Source organism: Klebsiella sp. P1CD1, from assembly GCF_003790505.1.
Lineage (GTDB): Bacteria > Pseudomonadota > Gammaproteobacteria > Enterobacterales > Enterobacteriaceae > Klebsiella > Klebsiella variicola.
Genome location: NZ_CP033631.1, coordinates 4367747 through 4392590 on the forward strand (window position 1 = coordinate 4367747; position 24844 = coordinate 4392590).

23 protein-coding genes are annotated in these 24844 nt (G+C 59.3%); 14 read left to right on the top strand and 9 right to left on the bottom strand.

Features of this window, described 5'->3' with window-relative positions:
- Positions 1 to 19 precede the first annotated feature (19 nt).
- The 3 genes from purE to mnmH all read left to right on the top strand — a co-directional run bounded on the left by purE (position 20) and on the right by mnmH (position 2781).
- Positions 20 to 529 carry a 5-(carboxyamino)imidazole ribonucleotide mutase gene (gene purE, locus DTA24_RS21700; protein ID WP_004204711.1) on the top strand — a complete coding sequence of 170 codons (510 nt, stop codon included), beginning with the start codon at positions 20 to 22 and terminating at the stop codon, positions 527 to 529.
- Positions 526 to 1593 carry a 5-(carboxyamino)imidazole ribonucleotide synthase gene (purK, locus tag DTA24_RS21705; protein ID WP_008805468.1) on the top strand — a complete coding sequence of 356 codons (1068 nt, stop codon included), beginning with the start codon at positions 526 to 528 and terminating at the stop codon, positions 1591 to 1593. The genes purE and purK overlap by 4 nt, the downstream gene beginning before the upstream one ends.
- A 111-nt stretch (positions 1594 to 1704) precedes the next feature.
- Complete coding sequence (mnmH, locus tag DTA24_RS21710) at positions 1705 to 2781, top strand: tRNA 2-selenouridine(34) synthase MnmH (protein WP_008805467.1); 1077 nt, start codon at positions 1705 to 1707, stop codon at positions 2779 to 2781.
- Positions 2782 to 2888: 107 nt separating this feature from the next.
- On the opposite strand, the gene DTA24_RS21715 is transcribed toward mnmH, so the two are convergent.
- Complete coding sequence (locus DTA24_RS21715) at positions 2889 to 4034, bottom strand: porin (protein WP_008805466.1); 1146 nt, start codon at positions 4032 to 4034, stop codon at positions 2889 to 2891.
- A 91-nt stretch (positions 4035 to 4125) separates the two neighbouring features.
- On the opposite strand from DTA24_RS21715, the gene DTA24_RS28420 reads away from it, so the two are divergent.
- Positions 4126 to 4254 (top strand): hypothetical protein, encoded by a 129-nt coding sequence (locus DTA24_RS28420; protein ID WP_046882284.1) that lies wholly within the window; start codon positions 4126 to 4128, stop codon positions 4252 to 4254.
- Here DTA24_RS28420 and ybbP read toward each other — a convergent pair.
- Together ybbP and ybbA are read right to left on the bottom strand one after the other, a co-directional pair.
- Positions 4216 to 6630 (bottom strand): putative ABC transporter permease subunit YbbP, encoded by a 2415-nt coding sequence (gene ybbP, locus DTA24_RS21720; protein WP_123837060.1) that lies wholly within the window; start codon positions 6628 to 6630, stop codon positions 4216 to 4218. The two genes, DTA24_RS28420 and ybbP, sit on opposite strands and share 39 nt — an antisense overlap.
- Entirely contained in the window at positions 6627 to 7313 is a 687-nt protein-coding gene (gene ybbA / locus DTA24_RS21725; protein ID WP_008805463.1) for a putative ABC transporter ATP-binding protein YbbA, read from the bottom strand. The genes ybbP and ybbA overlap by 4 nt, the downstream gene beginning before the upstream one ends.
- Between ybbA and tesA the strand changes: the two genes are divergently transcribed.
- Genes tesA through DTA24_RS21740 form a run of 3 tightly spaced genes read left to right on the top strand, consistent with a single transcriptional unit; the run spans position 7284 to position 9619 of the window.
- Positions 7284 to 7907 carry a multifunctional acyl-CoA thioesterase I/protease I/lysophospholipase L1 gene (gene tesA, locus DTA24_RS21730; protein WP_012542655.1) on the top strand — a complete coding sequence of 208 codons (624 nt, stop codon included), beginning with the start codon at positions 7284 to 7286 and terminating at the stop codon, positions 7905 to 7907. The two genes, ybbA and tesA, sit on opposite strands and share 30 nt — an antisense overlap.
- Positions 7897 to 8706, top strand: coding sequence for an SDR family oxidoreductase (locus DTA24_RS21735; RefSeq protein WP_009484702.1), 810 nt, complete (start codon positions 7897 to 7899; stop codon positions 8704 to 8706). Before tesA ends, DTA24_RS21735 begins: the two co-directional genes overlap by 11 nt.
- Before the next feature lie 58 nt (positions 8707 to 8764).
- Entirely contained in the window at positions 8765 to 9619 is an 855-nt protein-coding gene (locus DTA24_RS21740; RefSeq protein ID WP_008805461.1) for a co-chaperone YbbN, read from the top strand.
- A gap of 96 nt (positions 9620 to 9715) precedes the next feature.
- Here the strand turns inward: DTA24_RS21740 and fetB are convergent, their stop codons facing one another.
- The gene (fetB, locus tag DTA24_RS21745) at positions 9716 to 10498 is read right to left on the bottom strand and encodes an iron efflux ABC transporter permease subunit FetB (protein WP_008805460.1); all 783 of its coding nucleotides are present in this window, start codon (positions 10496 to 10498) and stop codon (positions 9716 to 9718) included.
- A complete protein-coding gene (gene fetA / locus DTA24_RS21750) occupies positions 10485 to 11162 on the bottom strand; it encodes an iron efflux ABC transporter ATP-binding subunit FetA (RefSeq protein ID WP_023322156.1) in 678 nt (225 codons plus the stop codon). The genes fetB and fetA overlap by 14 nt, the downstream gene beginning before the upstream one ends.
- A gap of 140 nt (positions 11163 to 11302) precedes the next feature.
- Between fetA and DTA24_RS21755 the strand changes: the two genes are divergently transcribed.
- A complete protein-coding gene (locus DTA24_RS21755; RefSeq protein WP_002892258.1) occupies positions 11303 to 12220 on the top strand; it encodes an SPFH domain-containing protein in 918 nt (305 codons plus the stop codon).
- Entirely contained in the window at positions 12217 to 12675 is a 459-nt protein-coding gene (locus tag DTA24_RS21760) for an NfeD family protein (RefSeq protein WP_008805458.1), read from the top strand. Before DTA24_RS21755 ends, DTA24_RS21760 begins: the two co-directional genes overlap by 4 nt.
- On the opposite strand, the gene cueR is transcribed toward DTA24_RS21760, so the two are convergent.
- Positions 12672 to 13082 (bottom strand): Cu(I)-responsive transcriptional regulator, encoded by a 411-nt coding sequence (gene cueR / locus DTA24_RS21765; RefSeq protein ID WP_002892208.1) that lies wholly within the window; start codon positions 13080 to 13082, stop codon positions 12672 to 12674. The genes DTA24_RS21760 and cueR overlap by 4 nt on opposite strands.
- Before the next feature lie 106 nt (positions 13083 to 13188).
- Between cueR and copA the strand changes: the two genes are divergently transcribed.
- From copA to ybaK, 3 genes are all read left to right on the top strand, one after another.
- On the top strand, positions 13189 to 15690 hold the full coding sequence (gene copA / locus DTA24_RS21770; protein ID WP_094284906.1) for a copper-exporting P-type ATPase CopA: 2502 nt from the start codon (positions 13189 to 13191) through the stop codon (positions 15688 to 15690).
- 130 nt (positions 15691 to 15820) lie between these two features.
- Positions 15821 to 16615 carry a TraB/GumN family protein gene (locus DTA24_RS21775; protein ID WP_123837061.1) on the top strand — a complete coding sequence of 265 codons (795 nt, stop codon included), beginning with the start codon at positions 15821 to 15823 and terminating at the stop codon, positions 16613 to 16615.
- Between the two features lie 201 nt (positions 16616 to 16816).
- Positions 16817 to 17296 carry a Cys-tRNA(Pro)/Cys-tRNA(Cys) deacylase YbaK gene (gene ybaK, locus DTA24_RS21780; protein ID WP_004204728.1) on the top strand — a complete coding sequence of 160 codons (480 nt, stop codon included), beginning with the start codon at positions 16817 to 16819 and terminating at the stop codon, positions 17294 to 17296.
- Between the two features lie 105 nt (positions 17297 to 17401).
- Here ybaK and ushA read toward each other — a convergent pair whose 3' ends face one another.
- Complete coding sequence (gene ushA, locus DTA24_RS21785; protein ID WP_012542660.1) at positions 17402 to 19054, bottom strand: bifunctional UDP-sugar hydrolase/5'-nucleotidase UshA; 1653 nt, start codon at positions 19052 to 19054, stop codon at positions 17402 to 17404.
- Between the two features lie 269 nt (positions 19055 to 19323).
- Here ushA and DTA24_RS21790 point away from each other — a divergent pair, with 269 nt between their 5' ends.
- The gene (locus DTA24_RS21790; RefSeq protein WP_008805454.1) at positions 19324 to 20544 is read left to right on the top strand and encodes an MFS transporter; all 1221 of its coding nucleotides are present in this window, start codon (positions 19324 to 19326) and stop codon (positions 20542 to 20544) included.
- Between the two features lie 225 nt (positions 20545 to 20769).
- The gene (ybaL, locus tag DTA24_RS21795) at positions 20770 to 22446 is read left to right on the top strand and encodes a YbaL family putative K(+) efflux transporter (RefSeq protein ID WP_008805453.1); all 1677 of its coding nucleotides are present in this window, start codon (positions 20770 to 20772) and stop codon (positions 22444 to 22446) included.
- 35 nt (positions 22447 to 22481) lie between these two features.
- Here the strand turns inward: ybaL and DTA24_RS21800 are convergent, their stop codons facing one another.
- Together DTA24_RS21800 and hemH are read right to left on the bottom strand one after the other, a co-directional pair.
- The gene (locus tag DTA24_RS21800) at positions 22482 to 23786 is read right to left on the bottom strand and encodes an inosine/guanosine kinase (protein WP_008805452.1); all 1305 of its coding nucleotides are present in this window, start codon (positions 23784 to 23786) and stop codon (positions 22482 to 22484) included.
- 63 nt (positions 23787 to 23849) lie between these two features.
- Positions 23850 to 24812: a ferrochelatase gene (hemH, locus tag DTA24_RS21805; RefSeq protein ID WP_008805451.1), complete on the bottom strand. Its 963-nt coding sequence runs from the start codon at positions 24810 to 24812 to the stop codon at positions 23850 to 23852.
- Between the last annotated feature and the right edge of the window lie 32 nt (positions 24813 to 24844).

The following is a 24844-nucleotide window of genomic DNA, read 5'->3' on the forward strand; positions in this document are numbered from 1 at the left end:
CACAGGAGTTTTAAGACGCATGTCTTCCCGCAATAATTCGGCGCGTATCGCCATCGTGATGGGGTCCAAAAGCGACTGGGCTACCATGCAATTTACCGCAGAAATCCTTGATGCCCTGAACGTTCCGTACCATGTCGAAGTGGTCTCCGCCCACCGCACGCCCGATAAGCTGTTCAGCTTCGCTGAAAGCGCCGAAAGCAATGGCTATCAGGTGATTATTGCAGGGGCAGGCGGCGCGGCGCATCTGCCGGGCATGATTGCGGCGAAAACCCTGGTGCCGGTGCTCGGCGTACCGGTTCAGAGCGCGGCCTTAAGCGGTGTCGACAGCCTCTACTCCATTGTGCAAATGCCGCGCGGCATTCCGGTCGGTACGCTGGCTATCGGCAAAGCTGGCGCAGCGAATGCTGGCCTGCTCGCCGCGCAGATCCTTGCCCAGCATGATGCCGAACTGCACCAGCGCCTGAGCGCCTGGCGTCAGGCACAAACCGATGAAGTGCTGGATAACCCGGATCCGCGGGGTGCGGCATGAAACAGGTATGCGTGCTCGGTAACGGTCAGTTAGGTCGCATGCTGCGCCAGGCCGGTGAGCCGCTGGGCATCGCCGTCTGGCCGGTGGGGCTGGAAGCCGACCCGGAAGCGGTGCCGTTCCAGCAGAGCGTCATCACGGCAGAAATTGAACGCTGGCCGGAAACCGCCCTCACCCGCGAGCTGGCCCGCCATCCGGCGTTCGTCAACCGCGATGTCTTCCCGATTATCGCCGACCGCCTGACGCAAAAGCAGCTGTTCGACAAGCTTGGCCTGGCCACTGCCCCGTGGCAGCTGCTGGCGGATAAAAGCGAATGGCCGGCGGTGTTTGCTCGTCTCGGCGAGCTGGCGATCGTTAAGCGTCGCGTCGGCGGCTACGACGGCCGCGGCCAGTGGCGCCTGCGCGCTGACGAAACCGCGCAACTCCCGGAGGATAACTACGGCGAGTGCATCGTCGAGCAGGGGATTAACTTCTCCGGCGAAGTGTCTCTGGTGGGCGCCCGCGCTCATGACGGTAGCACCGTCTTCTACCCGCTGACCCGCAACCTGCATCAGGACGGTATTCTGCGCGCCAGCGTGGCCTTCCCGCAGGCCAATGCCCGCCAGCAGGAACAAGCGGAAAGCATGCTGACGGCGATCATGAACGAGCTGAACTACGTCGGCGTGATGGCGATGGAGTGCTTCGTCACCGCCGAGGGGCTGCTGATCAACGAGCTGGCGCCGCGCGTGCACAACAGCGGCCACTGGACGCAAAATGGCGCCTCCATCAGCCAGTTTGAACTGCATCTGCGAGCGATTACCGACCTGCCGCTGCCGCCGCCGGTGGTCAACAGCCCGTCGGTAATGATCAACCTGATCGGCACCGATCTCAACTACGACTGGCTGAAGCTGCCGCTGGTGCACCTGCACTGGTACGATAAAGAGGTGCGTCCGGGTCGCAAAGTCGGGCACCTGAACCTCACCGACAGTGATACCGATCGCCTGAGCGCGACGCTGGAAGCGATCAAGCCGCTGCTGCCGCCGGAGTACACCAGCGGCCTGTTCTGGGCGCAATCGCAGCTCAGCTAAGCCCTGCGTGCCGGGGATTTGATCTATCCCCTTCCCCGGCACACCTTGAGGCGCGTACAATCCCCCCCTTGCTGTAAAGCCCATTTCTGTTTTGACTTCAGAGGATACCCCATGACCAATGGGACGGATTATCGCGCCATTCTCGCCAGCGATACGCCACTGATTGACGTACGCGCCCCGGTGGAGTTTAGCCAAAGCGCGATGCCGGCGGCGATCAACCTGCCGCTGATGAATGATGAAGAACGCGCCGCGGTCGGCACCTGCTACAAGCGTCAGGGGCCAGAGGCGGCGCTGGCGCTCGGCCATAAGCTGGTTGATGGCGACCTGCGCGCCAGCCGGATCCAGGCGTGGCTGGAAGCGTGCGCCCGTTACCCGCACGGTTACCTGTGCTGCGCCCGCGGCGGCCAGCGATCGCATATCGTCCAGCAGTGGCTGAAAGACGCTGGCGTGGAGTACCCCCTGATCGTCGGCGGCTATAAAGCGCTACGCCAGGCGGCGATCCAGGCCACCGACGAACTGGTACAGCGCCCGATTGTGCTGATTGGCGGCTGCACCGGCAATGGCAAAACTCAGCTGGTCTGCTCGCGACCGGACGGTATCGATCTGGAAGGGCTTGCCCATCACCGCGGTTCTTCATTCGGTCGAACCCTGCAGGATCAGCACCCGCAGGCCACCTTTGAAAACCACCTGGCGGTCAGCCTGCTTAAAAAAGCCGAACAGCAGACCCGCTGGGTGCTGGAAGATGAAGGCCATATGATCGGTGCCAACCATCTGCCGGAGTGCCTGCGCCTCCGCATGGCGCAATCGCCGCTGGCGGTGGTGGAAGATCCATTTGACGTTCGCCTCGAACGGCTGCGCGAAGAGTATTTCGATCGCATGTATCGCGACTTTATCGCCGCGTATGGCGAAGAGAAAGGCTGGCAGGCATACGGCGAGTACCTCCATCACGGTCTGTTTGCCATCCGCCGTCGCCTGGGGCTGCAGCGTTTTGCTCAGTTGACTGAACGGCTCGATGAGGCGCTGGCGCAGCAGCAGCGCACCGCCAGCACCGAGGCGCACTTCGCCTGGCTGGTGCCGCTGCTGGAAGAATACTACGACCCGATGTATCGCTATCAGTTGGGGAAAAAAGCCGGGAAGATCCTGTTTCGCGGCAGCTGGCAGGAGGTCGCCGCCTGGCTGGCGAAGTAATCGCATGCGCTATTGTCCCGGCTTGCGGCGTAAACGCCTTAGCCGGGCTACTGGTCGGCGCGATTTATAGCCCCGGTAGCGCAGCGCGACCGGGGAGTTGTGACCGCTTAGAAGTCGTAGCGCAGACGCACCAGGTTCATATCCCCCAGGTTGTCGGTGCTGGAGGTAAACACGTGTTCGTAGTCAACGCGGAAACCGTAATCCAGCTGGAAGCTGATCCCCAGACCGTTATCGATACGCTGGTAGTTGCGGCCATTCACGTACTGCAGGCGGTCGCCCATAAAGTACGGCTGAATAGATTTAACAGCGTATTGATTGATCGGGAATTTATAGCCCGCAAAATATTCAATCCCCCAGGCGTCGCCGGCGAAGTAGTTATGCACATCGGTTTTTTTGGTGGTGAGGAAGTTCTGATACCAGCCGCCGCCGAAGGAGAAGGTCCAGTTATCCGGGGTCCAGCTCAGCGCGGTACCGACGATGTTCTGGTCATAGGTTTTGTTGTCGGCGCTTGACGGGTCGCGCATTTCGGCGCGAGTGTAGTTCCACGCAGTACCCCAGGTCAGGTCCTTCATGATGTGGTAGTCCGCACCAATAGAACCGCCGCCTTTACGCTTGTAGCGCAGGCCGTTGCCAGGCAGATACTCACTATCTTCGAACAGATAAGAGCCGTATAGATCGACATCACCCACGGTTTTCTTATATTTCAGCATATTACGTGAACGATAGGAGCCATCGTAATCGCCGTTAATACCGTTTCCCGGGGCCTGGCCGATCATGTCGTAGTCCCAGATATCGGTTTTCACCCCCACCACATCATAGTAAATGCTGTTCTGCTGCCCGTAGGTTAACGTGCCCCAGGTATCGCTTTTCAGGCCGGTATACAGCATGCGGCGGGTGGTATTGTTTGCGCCTTCCGCGTAGTGGTTATCCCAGTCAAACAGTGCCGGAATGTTCACCCCCAGTTCGTAGTAGCTGATCCAGCTAATATCATCGAACAGGTAGTAATCCGCCGCGAAGCGGAAACGGGTGCCACCGTCGAAACCGTTACGCTTATAGGATCCTTTATCACCATCACCGCTCATCATGTTGAACTGCGGACGAATACTCCCGCCGACGGTAAAGTTAAGCCGGCTTAACGGATCGCCCGCCTGCGGATCTTGTTTCAGCAGCGTGATCTCCGCGTGGGAAGCAAATGAAGCGAACACCAGTGTTGCGCCGATCGAGACCGCCAGCGCTTTTATTTTATGTGCCATAGTTTTTCCTTGATTAATAAGCAACCTTATATTTACCAGCTGAATATTAACCGCGAATCAGTACAGCGTGTTGTCGGTTTTTTAATGTTTTGTGCGCTTAAAAATCAACGAGTTATCAATTTGTGCGCTTAAAATAAAAGCGCCGCCAAAAACGGCGGCGCATCATCGAAATGCAATAATCTTACTGGCTAAACTGGCGGAACAACGCTTTCCCTTTTAACAAACGCAGCCCCAGCCCGCCGCCGCACAGAGATAACAACACCGCTCCCGTCAGCGGCAGCATCACCCACAAGCGCCAGTCCGGCGTCCAGGGGAAATCAAATACTTTCGTCTGCAGCATCGCCAGCGCCACTTCCGCGCCTATCGCCGCCACCAGTCCGGAAACCAGCCCCAGCAGGGCAAACTCCGCCCACAGCGTGGCGCGCAGCAGCGATTTCCCGGCCCCCAGCGTGCGCCAGACCACCAGCTCCTGATGCCGCTGGCGCATACCGACCTGGACCTGCGCCAGCAACAGCAGCACGCCGCAGGCCGTGACCAGGCCCACCATCACCTCCAGCGCCCGGCTGACCTGGGAGAGCACCTGGCCGACCTGACGCAGGATGGCGCCGATATCCAACAAGCTAACGGTGGGAAACTCGCGGTTCAACTGGGTCAACATCGCGGGACCGTTATCCCAGCGGAAGCTGGTGAGCCAGCTCTGCGGCTGCCCGTCCAGCGCCCCGGAGGGGAAAATAGAGAAGAAGTTGGGCCGCAGGCTCTCCCAGTCAACTTTGCGCACGCTGCTGACCTTCGCGCTGAAGTCCTGAGTATCGCCGGTAAAGGTCACCGTATCGCCGATCTTCACCCCCAGCCGCTGCGCCAGTCCCTCTTCAATCGATACCTCGCCCGGCTTCGGCGGCCAGCTACCGGCCACCAGCGGATTATGATCCGGACGCTGTTCGCTCCAGGTGAGATTAAGCTCGCGATTCAGCGCTTCGTCTTTGTTCCCGTCCGTGGAGTGACCGTTGATCTGCGTCAGACGAGCCCGGACGATCGGATAAAATTCCGCCGCCCGGGTCTGGTGTTCGGCGAGGAAAGTCTTCACCGGCATTATCTGCTCAGGGGCAATATTGATCAGAAAGTAGTTCGGGCTCTGCGGGGGCAACTGCTGCTGCCAGCGGTCAAGCAGATCGCCGCGCAGCACCAGCAGCAACGCCAACAGCATAAACGACAGGGAAAACGCCGCCAGCTGGCTGAGGGTCGACCACGGCTGGCGCAGCAGGCGGTTCACCGCCAGACGCAGCGGCAAGGCTTTGAGCGTCAGGCGTTTGAGCAGCCACAGCAATCCCCAGCCCACCAGGCCGCACAGCAGCGCCAGCACCACCGCCCCGGCCAGCACCGACCACAGCAGCGGGCTGCCGCCCATCAGCCAGGCCAGCCCGCCGACCACCACCGCGCAGACCACAGGAATATAGTGTTTCAGCGGCCAGACGTTAGCCACCACATCCTGACGCAGCACTCGCAGCGGCAGGGTCGCCAGCAGCAGTCGATACGGCCGCAGGCCCACCAGCAGGGAAATGACGCCTGTCGCCCCGATAGCCCACAGCCACGGCCAACCGCTGGCAGCGGGTAGTGCGGCGGGCAGCACCGGTTTGAGCATCAACAACAGCAGGCGCTCCAGCGCCAGGCCCACAACCCCGCCGCTTATCACCGACAGCGTCAGCAGCAGCAGCCACTGGCCGACGATGAGCTTGCGCAGCTGCGCCCGCCCGGCGCCCAGCGTCTTCAAAATTGCGACCAGATCGTAGCGACTGCGGCAGTAGTGGCTCATCGCCACGGCGATCGCGGCAACGGCCAGCAGCAGCGTCAACAGCGCGGATAACAGCAGGAATTGCTGCGAGCGCTCAAGGGATTTGCCCAGCGCGCTGTCGTCCTGTTCAAGGCCAGTCCAGCGATGTTCCGCGCCGAGCTTCGGCAGCAGCCATTGTTCATAATCCGCCAGCTGTTGCGCGTTACCGGCGAACTTATAGCGCCATGCGACGCGACTGCCGGGCTGCACGGCCCCGGTTTTTGCCACGTCAGCCATATTCATCATCAGTCGCGGCGCCATCTGGAAGGGGTTAAACCCTGCATCCGGCTCCTGAATCACTTCCCCGGCAATGCGCAGCGTGGCATCGCCAACGTCAATCGTATCGCCGGTTTTCAGGTTCAGGAGCGCCATCAGTCTTGGCGCCAGCAGCACGCTCCCCGCCTGCGGCTTCAGCCCCGGCGGCTGCGTCTCGAGGGTGCCATACAGCGGATAGCGGTCATCCACCGCCTTAACGTCCGCCAGCTGCGGCGTATCACCGGCGAACGTCATGGTGGCGAAGCTCAGCTGCTCGCCGACGGTCAGCCCTGACTTCCGCGCTTGCGCGATCCACTCGGCGGGTACCTCGCGCGAACTGCGCAGCGTACGGTCGCCGGCCATAAACTCACGGCTTTGCTGGCTAAGGCCTTTCTCCATCCGATCGCTTATCGACCCCAGGGCCAGCACGCAGGCCACGGCGAGGCTTAACGCCAGCCAAACGATCAGCAGCGACGGCGAGCGCCATTCGCGCCAGAACCAGCGGGCGATCATGCTTCCTCCCGCAGTTGGCCATCCACCAGGCGCAGACGGCGGTCGCAGCGCGCCGCCAGCAGCGGATCGTGAGTGACGAGGATCAGGGTGGTGCCGTGTTCGCGATTAAGCGAGAACAGCAGATCGGCAATTTTGTCCCCGGTCTGGCGATCGAGGTTGCCGGTGGGCTCATCGGCGAACAGGAGGGCCGGGCGCCCGTTGAAGGCCCGGGCCAGCGCCACCCGCTGCTGTTCGCCGCCGGAGAGCTGCGCCGGCAGGTGGTGCAGGCGTTTGCCAAGCCCCAACTGCTCAAGCAGCGCGCGGGCATCGCCCTGGCTCTCACTGTCGCTGGCGCCGCGCAGCAGCGCCGGCAGCTCGACGTTCTCCAGGGCGTTGAGCGTCGGGATCAGCATAAACGACTGAAAAACAAAGCCAACGTGCTGCGCCCGTAGCGCCGCCCGCGCCTCCTCATCCATCCGATGCAGCGGCTTGCCCAGCATCGAGACTTCTCCGCTGCTGCCATCGTCCAGGCCAGCGAGGATCGCCAGCAGGGTCGATTTACCGGAACCTGACTCGCCGATCAGGGCGATGGTCTGCCGCGGTTTGACAACCAGCTCAACTCCGGTAAGGATGGAGAGCTGATGCTCTCCCTGACCGACGGACTTCTTAAGATGATGAACTTCAAGTATGTTTTCCGCTGGCATGTGCCTTTCCTGTTTTTGTTCCTGTTTACCTGCCGCGCAATGGCGGCGGACACGCTGCTGATCCTCGGCGACAGCCTGAGCGCTGGCTATCGAATGGCGGCCAACGCCGCCTGGCCTGCGCTGCTCAATGAGAAGTGGCAGGCGAAAACACCGGTGGTGAACGCCAGCATCAGCGGCGATACCTCGCAGCAGGGGCTGGCCCGCCTGCCAGCGCTGCTTAAGCAGCATCAGCCGCGCTGGGTGCTGGTTGAGCTCGGCGGCAATGACGGGCTGCGCGGTTTTCCGCCACAGCAGACCGAGCAAACACTGCGCACCATTATTAAAGATATCAAAGCGGCCAACGCCGAGCCGCTGCTGATGCAAATTCACCTGCCGGCGAACTATGGCCGCCGCTATAATGAAGCCTTCGGCGCGATTTACCCGGCCCTGGCCAAAGAGTTCGATATTCCTCTCCTGCCTTTTTTTATGGAGGAGGTCTATCTCAAACCGCAATGGATGCAGGACGACGGCATTCACCCAAATCGCGACGCGCAGCCGTTTATCGCCGACTGGATGGCGAACCGGCTGGCTCCCTTAGTTAATCATGACTCCTGAACGCCAGGGGTCGCTGACAGGTAAAGTTATGCAAAAAACGGTTTTAGTGACAGGCTGTTCCAGCGGAATTGGTCTGGAAAGCGCGCTGGATTTAACCCGCCAGGGCTTTCGCGTGCTGGCGGCCTGCCGCAAAGCGGAGGACGTCGCGCGGATGCAGGAGCTGGGGCTAACCGGTATTTTGCTCGATCTGGATGACCCACAGAGCGTGGAGCGCGCGGCGGCGGAGGTGATTGCGCTGACCGATAATCGTCTCTATGGCCTGTTCAATAACGCCGGTTATGGCGTCTATGGCCCGCTGAACACCATCAGCCGCCAGCAGATGGAACAGCAGTTTTCCGCCAACTTTTTCGGCGCGCATCAGCTGACCATGCTGCTGCTGCCGGCGATGACGCCGCACGGCGAAGGGCGCATCGTGATGACCTCCTCGGTGATGGGGCTCATCGCCAGTCCCGGTCGCGGGGCCTATGCCGCCAGTAAATACGCCCTCGAGGCGTGGTCCGATGCGCTACGCATGGAATTGCGCCACAGTGGTATTCAGGTCAGCCTGATTGAACCGGGCCCGATCCGCACCCGCTTTACCGATAACGTCAACCAGACGCAAAGCGATAAACCCGTAGAAAATCCGGGCATCGCCGCTCGCTTTACCCTCGGGCCGGAGGCGGTGGTGGAAAAAGTGCGCCACGCTTTTACCAGCGATAAGCCAAAGCTGCGCTACCCGGTCACTCTGGTGACTCACGCGGTGGCGCTGCTCAAACGCCTGCTGCCTGCCCGCGCGATGGACAAAATTATCCACGGCTGAGTTGAAGCGCGGCATGCCGCCCCCATGTAAAACAGAAATCGACTAACGAGAAATGCCCATGTCCGAACAGAATATTGTCAATATTAGCGAAGCGAACCTGCAGCAGACGCTACAGCAGTCCATGAACGTCCCGGTGCTGTTTTATTTCTGGTCTGCCCGCAGCCAGCACTGCGAACAACTGACCCCAGTCCTCGAGCGCCTGGCCGCCCAGTATAACGGCCAGTTCACGCTGGCGAAGGTCGATTGCGACGCCGAGCAAATGCTCGCTTCACAGTTTGGTCTGCGCGCCATCCCTACAGTTTATCTGTTCCAGAACGGCCAGCCGGTGGACGGTTTTGAAGGCCCGCAGCCGGAGGAAGCGATTCGCGCCCTGCTGGATAAAGTCCTGCCGCGTGAAGAGGAGCTGAAAGCCCAGCAGGCGCTGGCCCTGATGCAGGAAGAAAAATACGCCGAGGCATTACCGCTGCTGAAGGAAGCCTGGCAGCTGTCGAATCAGGACAGCCAGATTGGTCTGCTGCTGGCGGAAACGCTGATTGCCCTGCACCGTTCCGATGAAGCGGAAAGCGTGCTGAAAACCATCCCGCTGCAGGATCAGGACACCCACTATCAGGGTCTGGTGGCGCAGATTGAGCTGCTCAAACAGGCCGCCGACACCCCGGAAATTCAGCAGTTGCAGCAGCAGGTGGAACAGAATCCGGACGATGCGCAGCTGGCCTCCCAGCTGGCGCTGCAGCTGCATCAGGTCGGGCGTAATGAAGAAGCGCTGGCGCTGCTGTTCAGCCATCTGCAGAAGGATTTAGGCGCCGGCGATGGCCAGGCGCGCAAGATGCTGCAGGAGATCCTCGCCGCCCTCGGTACCGGCGATGCGCTGGCCGCCAAATACCGCCGCCAGCTGTATTCGCTGCTGTACTAATCAGAGGCGCTGACCCGGATAGCGCTACGCTTATCCGGGCTACAGATTACGCCGTGGTAGCCCGGGTAAGGCGTGAACGCCGCAACCCGGGATCGTTCATGGGTGCTTTTTCAGCTGCGTTACCACCAGCTGATGACGGGCATTGAAGAACTTCCGGTAGGTCAGATAGCCGGCGATAATCGTCGACAGGCTGGCGGTCGACAGCAGCATAAAGGTCACCATGATCTGGTACTTAATCGCCTTCACCGGGTCAATACCGGCAAAAATTAGCCCCGACATCATCCCAGGCAAGCTCACCAGCCCGACCGTTTTCGCTGAATCGACGGTGGGAATCAATGACGCGCGAATGCTCTCGCGAATCAGCCGCGCCGCAGCCATCTTCGGCGTCGCGCCGAGGCTCAGCTTCTCCTGAATCTGCTGCTGCTCGCTGCTGAAGCGCTGGCCCATATTGTTGTAGCACAGCCCCACCGCCACCATGGCGTTACCGGCCACCATCCCGGCAATTGGAATAACTTGCATCGGCACGAAGGCGATCGACCCCGAAAAGACCAGTACCGCCAACGTTAGTCCGGCGCCAGTGGTAATAGCGATAAACGACGAGACAAAAGCTTTATCGATATATTTACTGCGCTTCTTCGCATTCCACGCCGCGTTAAAGCAGATAAACAGCACCATCAACAGCGTCAGAACCGCATGATTGACGTTAAAGATATATTTCAGCACATAGCCGACGATAATCAGCTGCACGATCGCCCGGCAAATACTCCAGATAATATCTTTTTCCAGTGCCAGTTTTTCCCGATAGCTGACCAGAATAGCGATCAGCACCAGCACCATCGACAGCGCCAGCGATTCGTTCGTAATGTTATGCCCGTTCATGCTGTACCTCCTGCATGTTTCCGCCGGCAGGTTGCAGCGTAATCACTTCATCGGCATGCGAAATTTCGTTGCGATCGTGGGTGACCCACAGAACAGCGACCTGTTTTTCCGTCGCGTAGCCATGAATAATGTCATTCACATTCTGTTTATTACTTTCATCCAGCGCGCTGGTAATTTCGTCCAGCAGCAGCACGCGCGGTAGAAATTGTAAATTGCGGATCAGCGATACGCGCTGCTTTTCCCCGCCGGACAGTTCGTTAATAGACTTTTCCAGCATATTTTCGCCAAGGCCAAAGCGCTGCAGGTCAGCCACCAGCGCCTGCGGATCGGGTTGTTTGTTGCGGATCTGCCACGGAAAAATCAGGTTATCGTAGACTGAATCACCGAACAGCGCCGGCGTCTGCGCGCAGTAAGACACCTGCTGACGATAGGTTTCCGGCGACAGCGTCGCGATATCCACATCGTCAAAAAACAGGCGTCCGGAGGTTGGGCTGAGCAGCGAGGCGATAATCTTCAGCAAGGTGCTTTTCCCGCAGCCGGAAGGCCCGGTAATCAGCTTAAATTCTCCGGGTCTGAGCTGAAGAGTGATATTGTGTAAAATAACTGCGTCGTCGGTCTTAAACCCCACACCCTCGAGACGCAAAAGCGCGTTATTTTCCTTCATGAGTCTTCCTGATTATTTTCTGAAACACCGCTAGTTTACCCCACTTTCCTTTCTCCAGGATGAGGAGAAAGATATACTCAGTTTAAACATGCGCTATTTCCTTGTAGCGCCCCACCAGGCAACAAGACAGGAGGTTTTTGATGCTGATTTTTATTCCTATCCTTATTTTCGTCGCGCTGGTCATTGTGGCCGCGGCGGTGAAAATTGTCCCGCAAGGCTATCAGTGGACGGTAGAACGTTTTGGGCGCTTTACCCAGACGCTGCAGCCGGGATTAAGCTTAGTCGTGCCGTTTATGGACCGAATCGGCCGCAAAGTGAACATGATGGAGCAGGTGCTCGACATCCCCTCGCAGGAGGTTATCTCCCGGGATAACGCCAACGTCACCATCGACGCGGTCTGCTTTATTCAGGTGATTGACGCGCCAAAGGCCGCCTACGAGGTCAGCAATCTTGAGCAGGCGATCGTCAACCTGACGATGACCAATATCCGTACCGTGCTCGGCTCGATGGAGCTGGACGAAATGCTCTCCCAACGCGACAGCATTAACACCCGTCTGCTGCATATCGTTGACGACGCCACTAATCCGTGGGGAGTAAAAATCACCCGCGTCGAAATTCGCGACGTTCGCCCGCCGGCGGAGCTTATTGCCTCAATGAACGCCCAGATGAAAGCCGAACGTACCAAACGCGCCTATATCCTTGAGGCCGAAGGGGTGCGACAGGCGGAAATTCTGAAAGCGGAAGGGGAAAAGCAGTCGCAGATCCTCAAAGCCGAGGGGGAACGGCAGTCCGCTTTCCTGCAGGCCGAAGCTCGCGAACGTTCCGCCGAAGCGGAAGCCCGCGCCACTCAGATGGTCTCCTCGGCAATCGCCTCGGGCGATATTCAGGCGATCAACTACTTCGTGGCGCAGAAGTACACCGATGCGCTGCAGCAGATTGGCGCCGCTAACAACAGCAAAGTGGTGCTGATGCCGCTGGATGCCAGCAGCCTGATGGGATCGATCGCCGGGATCAGCGAGCTGATCAAAGAAGGCGCTGGCGATCGGAAAAAATCATGATCGACATGATCTTCGCCCATCCGCATCTGTTCTGGTTAAGCCTGGGCGGGCTGCTGCTGGCGGCCGAGATGCTTGGCGGCAGCGGCTATCTGCTGTGGAGCGGCGTCGCTGGCGTGGTGACCGGCGCCCTGACCTGGCTCCTGCCGCTGAGCTGGGAATGGCAAGGGACGCTGTTTGCCGTTCTCACCCTGCTGGCGGCGTGGCTGTGGTCGAAATGGCTGCGCAAGCGGGTCAAAACGCAGCGTCCGGCCGATGCTCAGCTCAACCAACGCGGGCAGCAACTGGTGGGCCGCCGCCTGACGCTGGATGCCCCGCTGGTAAACGGCCGTGGCCATGTACGCGTGGGCGACAGCTCCTGGCCGGTGATTGCCGATGAAGACCTCGCGGCGGGCAGCAAGGTTGAAGTGATTGCCGTAGAAGGGATTACGCTACGAATCAGACCCGCCGTCCGTTAAGCCTGCGCCTTGCGATGGCAGCAGCCGGAAAGATTATCGATAATCGGGCACTCCGCGCTGTCGTCGCCGGGGCAGGATTCGGCCAGCGCCAGCAGGTGCGCGCGCATATTTTGCAGCTCGCGGATATGGTTCTCGATATCCGCCACTTTCTCCAGCGTGCGTTTTTTCACATCGGCGCTGTGCCGCGACGGGTCGTTGAACAAGGCCACCAGCTCGCGGCACTCTTCCAGGTTAAACCCCACCTGCCGCGCCTGGCGCAGCAGCGTCAGCTCATCGAGATGCTGCTGACTGTAGGTGCGGTAGCCGTTTTCGCTCCGCAACGGCGGCGTCACCAGCCCCTTCTCTTCGTAAAAACGAATCGCTTTGCTGGTTAAACCGGTTTTTTTCGCCACATCGCTGATATTCATTTTTTCTCCTTGACCTTCCCCTTGCTGGAAGGTTTAACCTTCTTAATACTCGATGAAAGAGTGGGTCTGGTCAATCGTTGACCGGAAAATTATTCAGGAGTTATTTATGTCTAACACTATCGACCTGACGCTGGATGGCCTCTCCTGCGGCCACTGCGTCAAACGCGTGAAAGAGAGTCTGGAGCAGCGTCCTGACGTTGAGCAAGCCGAGGTGACCCTCACTGAAGCCCATGTCACGGGCAGCGCCAGCGCGCAAGCGCTGATTGATACCGTGAAACAAGCCGGATACGGCGCGGAGCTCAGCCACCCAAAGGCTAAACCGCTGGCAGAATCATCAATCCCGTCGGAAGCACTGACAGCGGCCACTCCTGAGCTTCCGGCAGCCCATGACGAAGATGACAGTCAACAGCTGCTGATCAACGGCATGAGCTGCGCCAGCTGCGTCTCCCGGGTACAAAACGCGCTTGCCGCGGTGCCGGGCGTCTCACAGGCGCGGGTTAACCTGGCGGAACGCACGGCGCTGGTGATGGGCAGTGCGTCCGCCGCAGAATTAGTGCAGGCGGTGGAGAAAGCCGGCTATGGCGCGGAGGCGATCGAAGACGATCTGCAACGCCGCGAACGCCAGCAGGAAACCGCTATTACTACGATGAAGCGTTTTCGCTGGCAGGCGATTGTCGCCCTGCTGGTCGGCGTGCCGGTGATGGTCTGGGGGATGATCGGCGATAACATGATGGTCAGCGACGACAACCGTTCGCTGTGGCTGGTCATCGGCCTTATCACCCTCGCCGTCATGGTCTTTGCCGGCGGCCACTTCTACCGCAGCGCGTGGAAAAGCCTGAAAAACGGCACCGCCACCATGGATACGCTGGTAGCGCTCGGCACCGGCGTCGCCTGGCTGTACTCGATGAGCGTCAACCTGTGGCCACAGTGGTTCCCGATGGAAGCCCGGCATCTGTATTACGAAGCCAGCGCGATGATTATCGGCCTGATTAACCTCGGCCATATGCTGGAGGCCCGCGCCCGCCAGCGCTCCTCGAAAGCGCTGGAGAAACTGCTCGATCTGACGCCACCTTCAGCCCGCGTGGTGACCCCTGAGGGGGAAAAGGATCTGCCGCTCGCGGAAGTTCAGGCGGGTATGACGCTGCGCCTGACCACCGGCGACCGCGTCCCGGTCGACGGCGTGATAAGCCAGGGCGAAGCCTGGTTTGATGAAGCGATGCTCACCGGCGAACCGGTGCCACAGCAAAAAGGCGATGGCGATGCCATTCACGCCGGCACCGTGGTGCAGGACGGCAGCGTGCTGTTCACCGCCAGCGCCGTCGGCAGCCAGACCACGCTGGCAAGAATTATCCGTATGGTGCGCCAGGCGCAGAGCAGCAAGCCGGAGATCGGCCAGCTGGCGGATAAAATCTCCGCCGTATTTGTTCCGGCGGTAGTCGCCATTGCGCTGATCAGCGCCGCGATCTGGTACGTCTTCGGCCCGGCGCCGCAGATCGTCTATACCCTGGTCATTGCCACCACGGTACTGATTATCGCCTGTCCGTGCGCGTTAGGCCTGGCGACGCCGATGTCGATTATCTCCGGCGTTGGCCGGGCGGCGGAGTACGGTGTGCTGGTGCGCGATGCCGATGCTCTGCAGCGCGCCAGTGAACTCGACACCCTGGTGTTCGATAAAACCGGCACCCTGACCGAAGGCAAGCCGCAGGTGGTGGCGGTGAAAACTTTCGCTGGCGTTGATGAGCATACCGCGCTGCGTCTTGCCGCCGCGCTGGAGCAGGGCTCAAGTCATCCGCTGGCGCGAGCGATCCTCGATAAAGCCGCCGACAGTTCGTTGCCGGAAGTGAGCGGCTTCCGCACCCTGCGCGGCCTTGGCGTCAGCGGCGAAGCGGAAGGTCATCGCCTGCTGCTCGGCAACCAGGCGCTGCTCAACGAGCAGCATATCGCCACCGGCGATATAGAAAGCGAGATGACGGCGCAGGCCTCGCGCGGCGCCACGCCGGTGCTGCTGGCGGTGGATGGTCAGGCGGCCGCGCTGTTCGCCATCCGTGACCCGCTGCGCGAAGACAGCGTCGACGCCCTGGCCCGCCTGCATCGGCAGGGCTACCGGCTGGTGATGCTTACCGGGGATAACCCCACCACCGCGAAGGCCATCGCCAAAGAAGCCGGCATTGATGAAGTGATCGCTGGCGTGCTGCCGGACGGTAAAGCCGATGCCATTAAACGACTGCAGAGCCAGGGGCACAAAGTGGCGATGGTTGGCGACGGCATTAACGACGCTCCGGCGCTGGCCCAGGCCGATGTCGGGATCGCCATGGGCGGCGGCAGCGATGTCGCTATTGAAACCGCGGCGATCACCCTGATGCGCCATAGTCTTCACGGCGTGGCCGATGCGCTGGCGATTTCGAAGGCGACCTTACGCAATATGAAGCAGAACCTGCTGGGCGCGTTTGTCTACAACTCGCTGGGTATCCCGATTGCAGCCGGGATCCTCTGGCCGCTGACCGGCACCCTGCTCAATCCGGTGGTCGCCGGCGCGGCGATGGCGCTGTCGTCGATCACCGTGGTGAGTAACGCCAACCGCCTGCTGCGCTTTAAACCAAAAGAGTAAACGCCGTCAGATGAAACGGGCGCTGACGTTGTTCGGCGCCCGTTTTTTGCTGACACAAGAAAAGCCCGCCGGAAGGGTGACGTGTATCACCATATGCGCTAGCATGAAGTCCTCACACTTCGGAGCGCGTATGGGCCTGTTAAACCGGATAAAAATGCTGTGGCGAGCCGCCGTCGGCTCGTCTTATTCCTGGCCTGCGATGGATATCGTCCTGCCCGGCGAACGCTATTTGCACCTCGTCGGCAGCATCCATATGGGCACCCGCGACATGGCGCCGCCGCCAGCGAAGCTTCTGAAAAAAATACGCCAGGCCGATGCGTTAATCGTCGAGGCCGATTTCAGCGGCAATGAAACCCCGTTTAGCAACCTTCCCTCTTACCCGCCGCTGGCAGAACGTCTGAGCGATGCGCAGTTGAGCGAGCTAGAGGCGCGAGCCGGCGAGCTGGGCCTGTCGGTCGGGCTGTTCGACAGCCAGCCGCTGTGGCAGGTGGCGATGGTGCTACAAGCCACCCAGGCGCAGAAGCTGGGACTGCGGCCGGATTACGGCATCGATTATCAGTTGCTGATGGCCGCCCGCGAGAGCAACATAACGGTGATGGAGCTGGAAGGCGCCGACAGCCAAATCGCGCTGCTGCGCGATCTGCCCGACGGGGGGATGGCGCTGCTGGAGGATACGCTGACCCACTGGCGCACCAACGCCCGTTTACTGCAGGTGATGATCGGCTGGTGGCTGGAGCAACCGCCATCGCGCGGCGCGGTATCGCTGCCGACGACCTTTAGCCAGTCTTTGTATGATGTGCTGATGCACCAGCGCAATCTCGCCTGGCGCGAGACGCTGCTGGCCTTGCCGCCGGGGCGCTACGTGGTTGCCGTCGGCGCGCTGCACCTGTATGGCGAAGGGAATCTGCCGGATATGCTGACCTAAAAAAATGGCCAATATTGCTATTGGCCCGTCAAAGAGGAATTTCATCATTATTATTATCCCGGGATTTGCATCCCGGATCGTCTGATTGTCGCTCAAAGTGACCATCACTGCCAACACTATTGCGCAAGATGGTACTATTTTTTAGACAACCTGCGGGCGTATTCTGACGTCACGCAAAACCGGTTGGTAAGAAGGATAGCTATGACTCCCGCCGTTAAATTACTCGAAAAAAACAAAATCCCCTTTCAGATCCACAGTTACGATCACGATCCCAATGAGACCAACTTCGGAGATGAAGTGGTGCGCAAGCTCGGCCTCAATGCCGACCAGGTTTACAAGACCCTGCTGGTCGCCGTTAACGGCGATATGAAGCATCTGGCGGTCGCCGTCACCCCGGTCGCCGGGCAGCTGGATTTGAAGAAAGTGGCGAAAGCGCTGGGCGCCAAGAAAGTCGACATGGCCGACCCGATGGTGGCGCAGCGTATCACCGGCTATCTGGTGGGCGGCATCAGTCCGCTGGGGCAGAAGAAGCGCCTGCCGACGGTGATTGACGCCCCGGCGCAGGAATTTGCCACCATCTATATTTCCGGCGGCAAACGCGGTCTGGATATTGAGCTGGCGGCCAGCGATCTGGCGCAGCTTCTGGACGCGAAGTTCGCCGATATCGCCCGCCGCGATTGAGCACACCATCCCGGATAGCGGCGCACGCGCCTTATCCGGGCTACCCAACTCGTAGCCCCGGTAAGCGCAGCGCCACCGGGGAAATAGCCAACCTGAAGCTCAGACCTACTGCCAGCTCACCTCGCCTTTCGGCTCGTAGGCTGCCGCATCCAGCGGCGAGTTCTTCTCGATATACTCTTTCAGCACTTCGGCATCGATAAAGCCAGTATTCACATACCCGGGTTTATCGGCAATGTTCGGATAGCCATCGCCGCCGGTAGCGTTAAAGCTCAGCGTCGCCATCCGGTAGGTCTTCGCCGGATCCACCGGTTCGCCTTTGATTTTCAGATCGTTCAGTTTGCCATCTTTGGCTACAAAGCTGACGTTGGCAAACTGCGGATAGGCGCCGGAATCCGGCTTCATCTGCGCGACGGCGGTCAGGTAATCCACCACCTCCTTGCCGCTCATATCGACATAGGTCAGCACATTGCCGAACGGCTGGACCTTCATCACATCCTTATAGGTGATATCCCCCGCCTCGATCGAGTCGCGGATCCCACCTCCGCTCATCACCGCGAAATCCGCATTGCTGCGCGCCATCTGCGCCGCCAGCAGCAGGTGCCCCATATTGGTCTGCACAAAGCGCACTTTACTGCGGTCGCCCTCCAGATGACCATTCACGCTACCGATTTTGACCTGCAGCTGCGCTTTGCCTTTGTTCTGGAATGGCGTCAGCAGCGACATCATCTGCGGGTTCTCTGCGATCTGCGGCGTATACAGCACCCGCTCGCTTTGGCCGTTATCGTAAGTCACTTTTTTCTTCAGGTTCACCGGGATCAACTGATAATGCACCAGCTTCATCTCGCCGTTGCGGAACTCAAAATCGGCACGGCCGACGTATTTGCCCCACTCATGCGCCTGGACGATCCAGATGCCGTTCTGACGATCCGGCGCGCACGGGGTGCCTGGCACATAATCGACCTGCTTTTTATTTTCCGACGCCATGCATACCGGATCCTGCGAGTGACCGCCGACGATCATCGCCAGCGATCCCGCAGGTAAACTCCGCGCCATTTCAACGTCGCCCGGCGCGTTAGAGCCGTGGTTGCCATTGTCGTAATGGCCCATATGGGTGGTGGCCAGGATCACGTCCGGCTTTTCATTCTGCTGCAGCTCCTGGATCACCAGCTTCGCCTCTTCCGCCGGTTTGCGGAATTCGATATCGGTGAAATATTCCGGATTGCCAATCTTGGCCGTATCGTCGGTGGTTAAGCCAATCACCGCGATTTTCAGCCCGCCGCGCTTAAACAGCGCCCAGGGTTTGAACAGCCGTTCGCCGGTGCTTTTCTGATAAATATTGGCCGACAGGAACGGGAACTTCGCCCACTTTTCCTGCTGGCGCAGCACGCTCAGCGGATTATCAAATTCATGGTTCCCCACCGCCATTGCGTCGTAGCCGATCAGGTTCATGCCGCGAAAATCGGGCTCTGCATCCTGTAAATCAGACTCCGGCACGCCGGTATTAATATCGCCGCCGGATAACAGCAGGACGCTCCCCCCTTCCGCCGCCACTTCTTTCCGGATGCCATCGACCAACGTTTTCTGCGCCGCCAGACCATATTCGCCGTAGTCATTGCGCCAGAAATGGCCGTGATGATCGTTGGTGTGCAGGATGGTAATTTTATAGGTTTTATCCTGCTCATAGGCCTGTGCGGACAGGCTGCCCAGCGATAAGGCGGCAAATAACGCCAGCGCTACGCGATGTTTAAAATACTGCATGCTTCACTCCCTGACTTAATCCCAAGTGCCGAAAGTATAGCGAGTTAGTCGCGTTGACAAATATGTTTTCAGAATTGCGACTTCCTTCAACCCCTAAGGACAGGTATGTTAGTCGGATAATAATTCCACCTGCATCCTCTATACGCCTTCGCGTTGTATGGCATTGCGTCAGCCCGTTGGTCATATTTCCCATGCATTAGCCGGGAAAATCAGGGTCGTCGCCATGGCGTACAAATGACGAAAGCTATATAAAAAAGTGACGTGAACCTATGGCAATCAATCAGACCGCTCAACCCCTGTCCGGCCCCGCTGCGCCGCCGCAAAAAGCACGCACCTCGTTTGGCATCTTAGGCGCGATCAGCCTGTCCCATTTGCTTAACGATATGATCCAGTCGCTCATTCTTGCTATCTACCCGCTGCTGCAGGCGGAGTTCTCCCTTACCTTCGTGCAGATCGGGATGATCACCCTCACCTTCCAGCTCACCTCATCGCTATTCCAGCCGGTGATTGGCTACATCACCGATAAACGCTCGATGCCGTGGTCGCTGCCGGTGGGCATGTGCTTCACCCTCTGCGGTTTGATTCTCCTGGCGCTGGCCGGGAGTTTCGGCATGGTGCTGCTGGCTGCCGCGCTGGTGGGTACCGGCTCCTCGGTTTTCCATCCGGAATCATCCCGCGTGGCGCGGATGGCCTCTGGCGGCCGTCACGGCCTGGCCCAGTCGCTGTTCCAGGTCGGCGGCAACTTCGGCAGCTCGCTTGGTCCATTGCTGGCGGCGGTGATTATCGCCCCCTATGGCAAAGGCAACGTCGCCTGGTTCGTGCTGGCCGCCCTGCTGGCTATTGTGGTGCTGTCGCAAATCAGCCGCTGGTATGCCGCGCAGCACCGTATGAATAAAGGCAAACCGAAGCCGCTGATCGTTAATCCGCTGCCGCGCAATAAGGTGATTCTGGCGGTAGGTATTCTGCTGATGCTGATTTTCTCGAAATATTTCTATATGGCGAGCATTAGCAGCTATTACACCTTTTATCTGATGCATAAGTTCGGATTATCGGTGCAAAATGCCCAGCTTCATCTGTTTGCCTTTCTGTTCGCGGTTGCCGCCGGGACGGTAATCGGCGGGCCAGTTGGCGATAAAATTGGACGTAAATATGTGATTTGGGGCTCTATCCTCGGTGTGGCGCCGTTTACCCTCGTTTTACCCTACGCCAGCCTTGAATGGACGGGGATTTTAACGGTGATTATTGGTTTTATCCTCGCCTCGGCCTTTTCCGCTATCCTGGTCTATGCGCAGGAGCTGCTGCCGGGTCGAATCGGCATGGTTTCTGGCCTGTTCTTCGGCTTCGCCTTTGGCATGGGTGGCCTTGGCGCCGCGGTGCTGGGCCTGCTGGCGGACCATACCAGTATCGATCTGGTGTATAAAATCTGTGCCTTCCTGCCGCTGCTGGGTTTCCTGACGATATTTCTTCCTGATAACCGGCAAAAAGCCTGATTATCCGGCGGCCAAAGTGCAACGCTGGCCGCCGTTATCCCTTGCGCCATCAGCCTGATGCGCGCATTCCCTCCACGATTTTCCCTTCTGTGCCTTTTGGCCGGTTAATTCCATTTTTTTGCACAATTCAAGAATTATTCATAAACAAAGTGAACGTTTTTGTCATAAACTATTACCCGGATAGGGTAGCAAAATGGACCGATACACCACTGGAAAGGAGACGGAATGCACCACGCAACACCGCTTATCACCACCATTGTCGGCGGCCTCGTGCTCGCCTTTATTCTCGGCATGATTGCCAATAAGCTACGTATTTCTCCTCTGGTGGGATATCTCTTAGCGGGCGTGCTGGCCGGACCTTTCACCCCAGGCTTTGTTGCTGATACCAAACTGGCTCCTGAACTGGCAGAACTCGGCGTGATCCTGCTGATGTTCGGCGTCGGGCTGCATTTTTCCCTGAAAGATCTGATGGCGGTAAAGTCGATCGCCATTCCCGGGGCCATCGCCCAGATAGCCGTGGCGACGCTGCTGGGTATGGCACTTTCCGCCGCCCTTGGCTGGTCGCTGATGACCGGCATCGTCTTTGGCCTGTGTCTCTCCACCGCCAGTACCGTGGTGCTACTGCGTGCCCTCGAGGAGCGACAGCTTATTGACAGTCAGCGCGGGCAGATTGCCATTGGCTGGCTGATTGTAGAAGACCTGGTGATGGTCCTGACGCTGGTCCTGCTGCCAGCGATTGCCGGGATGACGGAGAAAGGTGACGTTGGCTTCGCCTCTCTGGCCCTCGACCTCGGGATCACCATTGGTAAAGTGGTGGCCTTTATCGCCATCATGATGCTGGTCGGTCGCCGGTTGGTGCCGTGGATCATGTCGCGCAGCGCCGCCACCGGATCACGCGAGCTGTTCACCCTGTCGGTGCTGGCCCTGGCGCTGGGCATCGCCTTCGGCGCAGTGGAGCTGTTTGATGTCTCCTTCGCCCTTGGCGCCTTCTTCGCCGGCATGGTGCTTAACGAATCTGAGCTGAGCCACCGCGCCGCCCATGACACCCTGCCGCTGCGCGACGCCTTCGCGGTGCTGTTCTTTGTCTCCGTCGGCATGCTGTTTGACCCGATGGTGCTGGTGCAGCAGCCGCTGGCGGTGCTGGCGACACTGGCGATTATTATCTTTGGTAAATCCGCCGCCGCCTTTTTCCTCGTGCGTATGTTTGGTCATTCGCCGCGTACCGCATTGACCATTGCCGCCAGCCTGGCGCAGATTGGTGAGTTTGCCTTTATTCTCGCCGGCCTGGGGATGGCGCTTAACCTGCTGCCGCAGGCTGGACAAAACCTGGTGCTGGCCGGGGCGATCATCTCGATTATGCTCAACCCGGTGCTGTTTACCCTGCTGGAAAAATATCTCGATAAAACCGAAACCCTCGACGAGCAGACGCTGGAAGAGGTGCTGGAAGATGAGAAACAGGTGCCAGTCGATATCTGTAACCACGCGCTGCTGGTTGGCTTCGGCCGCGTCGGCAGTCTGCTGGGCGAGAAGCTGATGGCCCAGGGGATCCCGCTGGTGGTGGTTGAAACCTCGCGTACCCGCGTGGATGAGTTACGCGAGCGCGGGATCAGCGCGGTGCTGGGTAATGCCGCCAATGAAGAGATCATGGAACTGGCGCATCTCGACTGCGCCCGCTGGCTGCTGCTGACTATCCCCAACGGCTACGAGGCCGGAGAGATTGTCGCTTCCGCACGGGAAAAATGCCCGAATATCGAGATCATCGCCCGCGCCCATTACGATGATGAAGTGGACTACATTATCGATCGCGGGGCTAATCAGGTGGTGATGGGCGAGCGGGAAATTGCCCGCGCCATGCTGCAGCTTCTGGAAACGCCACCGGCCGGTGAAGTGGTCACCGGCTGATGTACTGCCCTCTCCCCGTCGGGAGAGGGACGCGCTTACCGATCCCAGTACGCCTCTTCCAGGCTGTCCTCACGCTCCGGCAGGCCGCGGGTTAAACGCGGCGAGTGCTGGTTCAGTACCTGATAGCTCACGCGGTTGGCATATTTACACACCTGCGCCAGTGAGGAGTAGGTCAGCCATTTGCATTTGTGCTTGCTGGAGTTGGGCACGTTATTGCGGTGGTAGTTATTGGCGGTGATGTCATGCAGCAGCGCCGCCAGGGCGCCGTCGCCAGCGCCGTTGGTATTCATGATTTTTTCAGGCCCGCCCATATACGGGGCGATATGTGAATAGATACGCAGCGGATTAACGCAATCCTGGTGGCGCATCGCACGGCTGAATTCAAACTGGTTAAACTCCGGGATCGCCCCCGGCAGCAGCGGATGCTGGGTTTTCCGCTTCGCCTCTTCTTCGGTAAAGCCCGCCATATACAGGCCCGCCGGACCGGCAGTGCACAGCACCAAGTCGACCCAGTCCAGCGCTTTATCCGCCGCCGACAGCGGATCGGCAAAACCGGTCAGGGCTTCCCCTTCTTCTTCATTCATCGCCAGAATCGAGACATGCTCCTGCAGGAACTGCTGCCACCACGCCGGGTTATCGGCAATCACGTATTTAGTTCCGAGAGTTAACACCACCGGCACATCATGCTTTTTGGCGTACTCGATGGCTTTCATCGTGGCGTCTGGCATCGGCTCGCCCGGCTTGCAGCGTACCAGGTAGGAGGTGAGCACCAGCGCCGAGGCGCCGGCGATCACCGCTTCCGGAATGCTTTCCGGGCGCAGCTTGTTCATGTGACCCGGGCTGATGGCGAAGGTGCGCTCGCCGCTGTCGCTGATCAGGGTAAAACAGCGGCCAATGGCGCCGTCGACGCCCTGCAGATAGTTCAGATCGGTGCGGCTGGAGGTATTGCACAGGTAGCGATAGGCATAGCCGCCGATGTCGATATTGCTGCACATCACGCCAAGCAGCACCGAGCGATCGTCCGCCAGCACCGAGTAGTTATGCATGGTATTGCCGATGGTGCCGCCGGCAAACTGATGGGTAATGAGATTATTGCGTACCAGCTCCTGGTACAGCGCCTCGGCGACGTCATCTTCAATCACCAGCGAGTGGCCCGCGCTCAGACCATAGCGTACGATAAACGCTTCATCCACTTTCGCTTCGATATCCACCAGCGTCTGGTCGATACCGACCACCCAGGAGACGCTGGATTCATTCTCCGGCTGAATTTGCTGCAGCAGCGGGTCGCGGGCGTTGACGGGAAAATAGTGTTTGGATTTGCGTTTACCGGGAAATTTCATAGTGGCGCTTAAATAACAGGGAACAAGCGGGAAATAGTAGCATATTCCCCGCCCTGCGCGCGATCAGCGATAAGGCGCCGTCAGGTTGACCATCATCTCAATATGCGCCACATCCGCATTTAGCGCCGGAATATATTCATACTGCTCGCCACCCGCTTCGAGGAAAACTTCCCGGTTCTGAACGGCAATCTCTTCAAGCGTTTCGAGACAGTCGGCGGCAAACCCCGGGCACAGCACCTGAATATGCTTCGTCCCCTGCTCGCCAAGCATCTTCAGCGTCTCATCGGTGTACGGCGTCAGCCAGGGTTCCCGGCCAAAGCGCGACTGGAAGGTCATCATCACCCGCTCCGGCGGCAGCCCCAGCGCGGAAACCAGTTCCCGCGTGGTATCGCGACAGCGCTGGGGATAATCATCGCCCTGGTTGGCATAGCGCTGCGGGATCCCATGGTAGGAGAGCAGCAGCAGATCGGGTTCCCCGTGCACCGCGAAGGAGGCGCGCACGCTGGCCGCCAGCGCATGGATATAGTCCGGGTGATCGGCATAGTCGCGAATAAACGAGATACCCGGAATAGCGCGCTTTTTCGCAAGGATCCGCGCCAGCTCATCCCAGACGGCGGCCACCGTCGAACAGGAATATTGTGGGTACAGCGGCAGCACCACGATGTGTCCCACCCCCTGCGCCAGTAAATCATCCACCGCGCTGGCCAGCGACGGCGAACCATAGCTCATGCCCAGCGCCACCGGCGTATCCGGCAGCCTGGCGGCCAGCGCCTGCTGCTGGCGACGGCTGTATACCATCAGCGGCGATCCCTCCTCCATCCACACGGACTGATAGAGCTTCGCCACGCGCGGGGAGCGAATCGGCAGTATGACGCCACGCAGCAGCGGCCACCATAGCAGACGAGATGTATCCACCACCCGTTTGTCGCTGAGGAATTGTCGCAGATAGCGCTTCACCGCACCGGGGGTGGGCGCATCGGGAGTGCCTAAATTGGCCAGCAAGATACCTGTTTTCGTCTGATGCATTACCGCCTCTTAACCATTTGAATCGCAGCCAA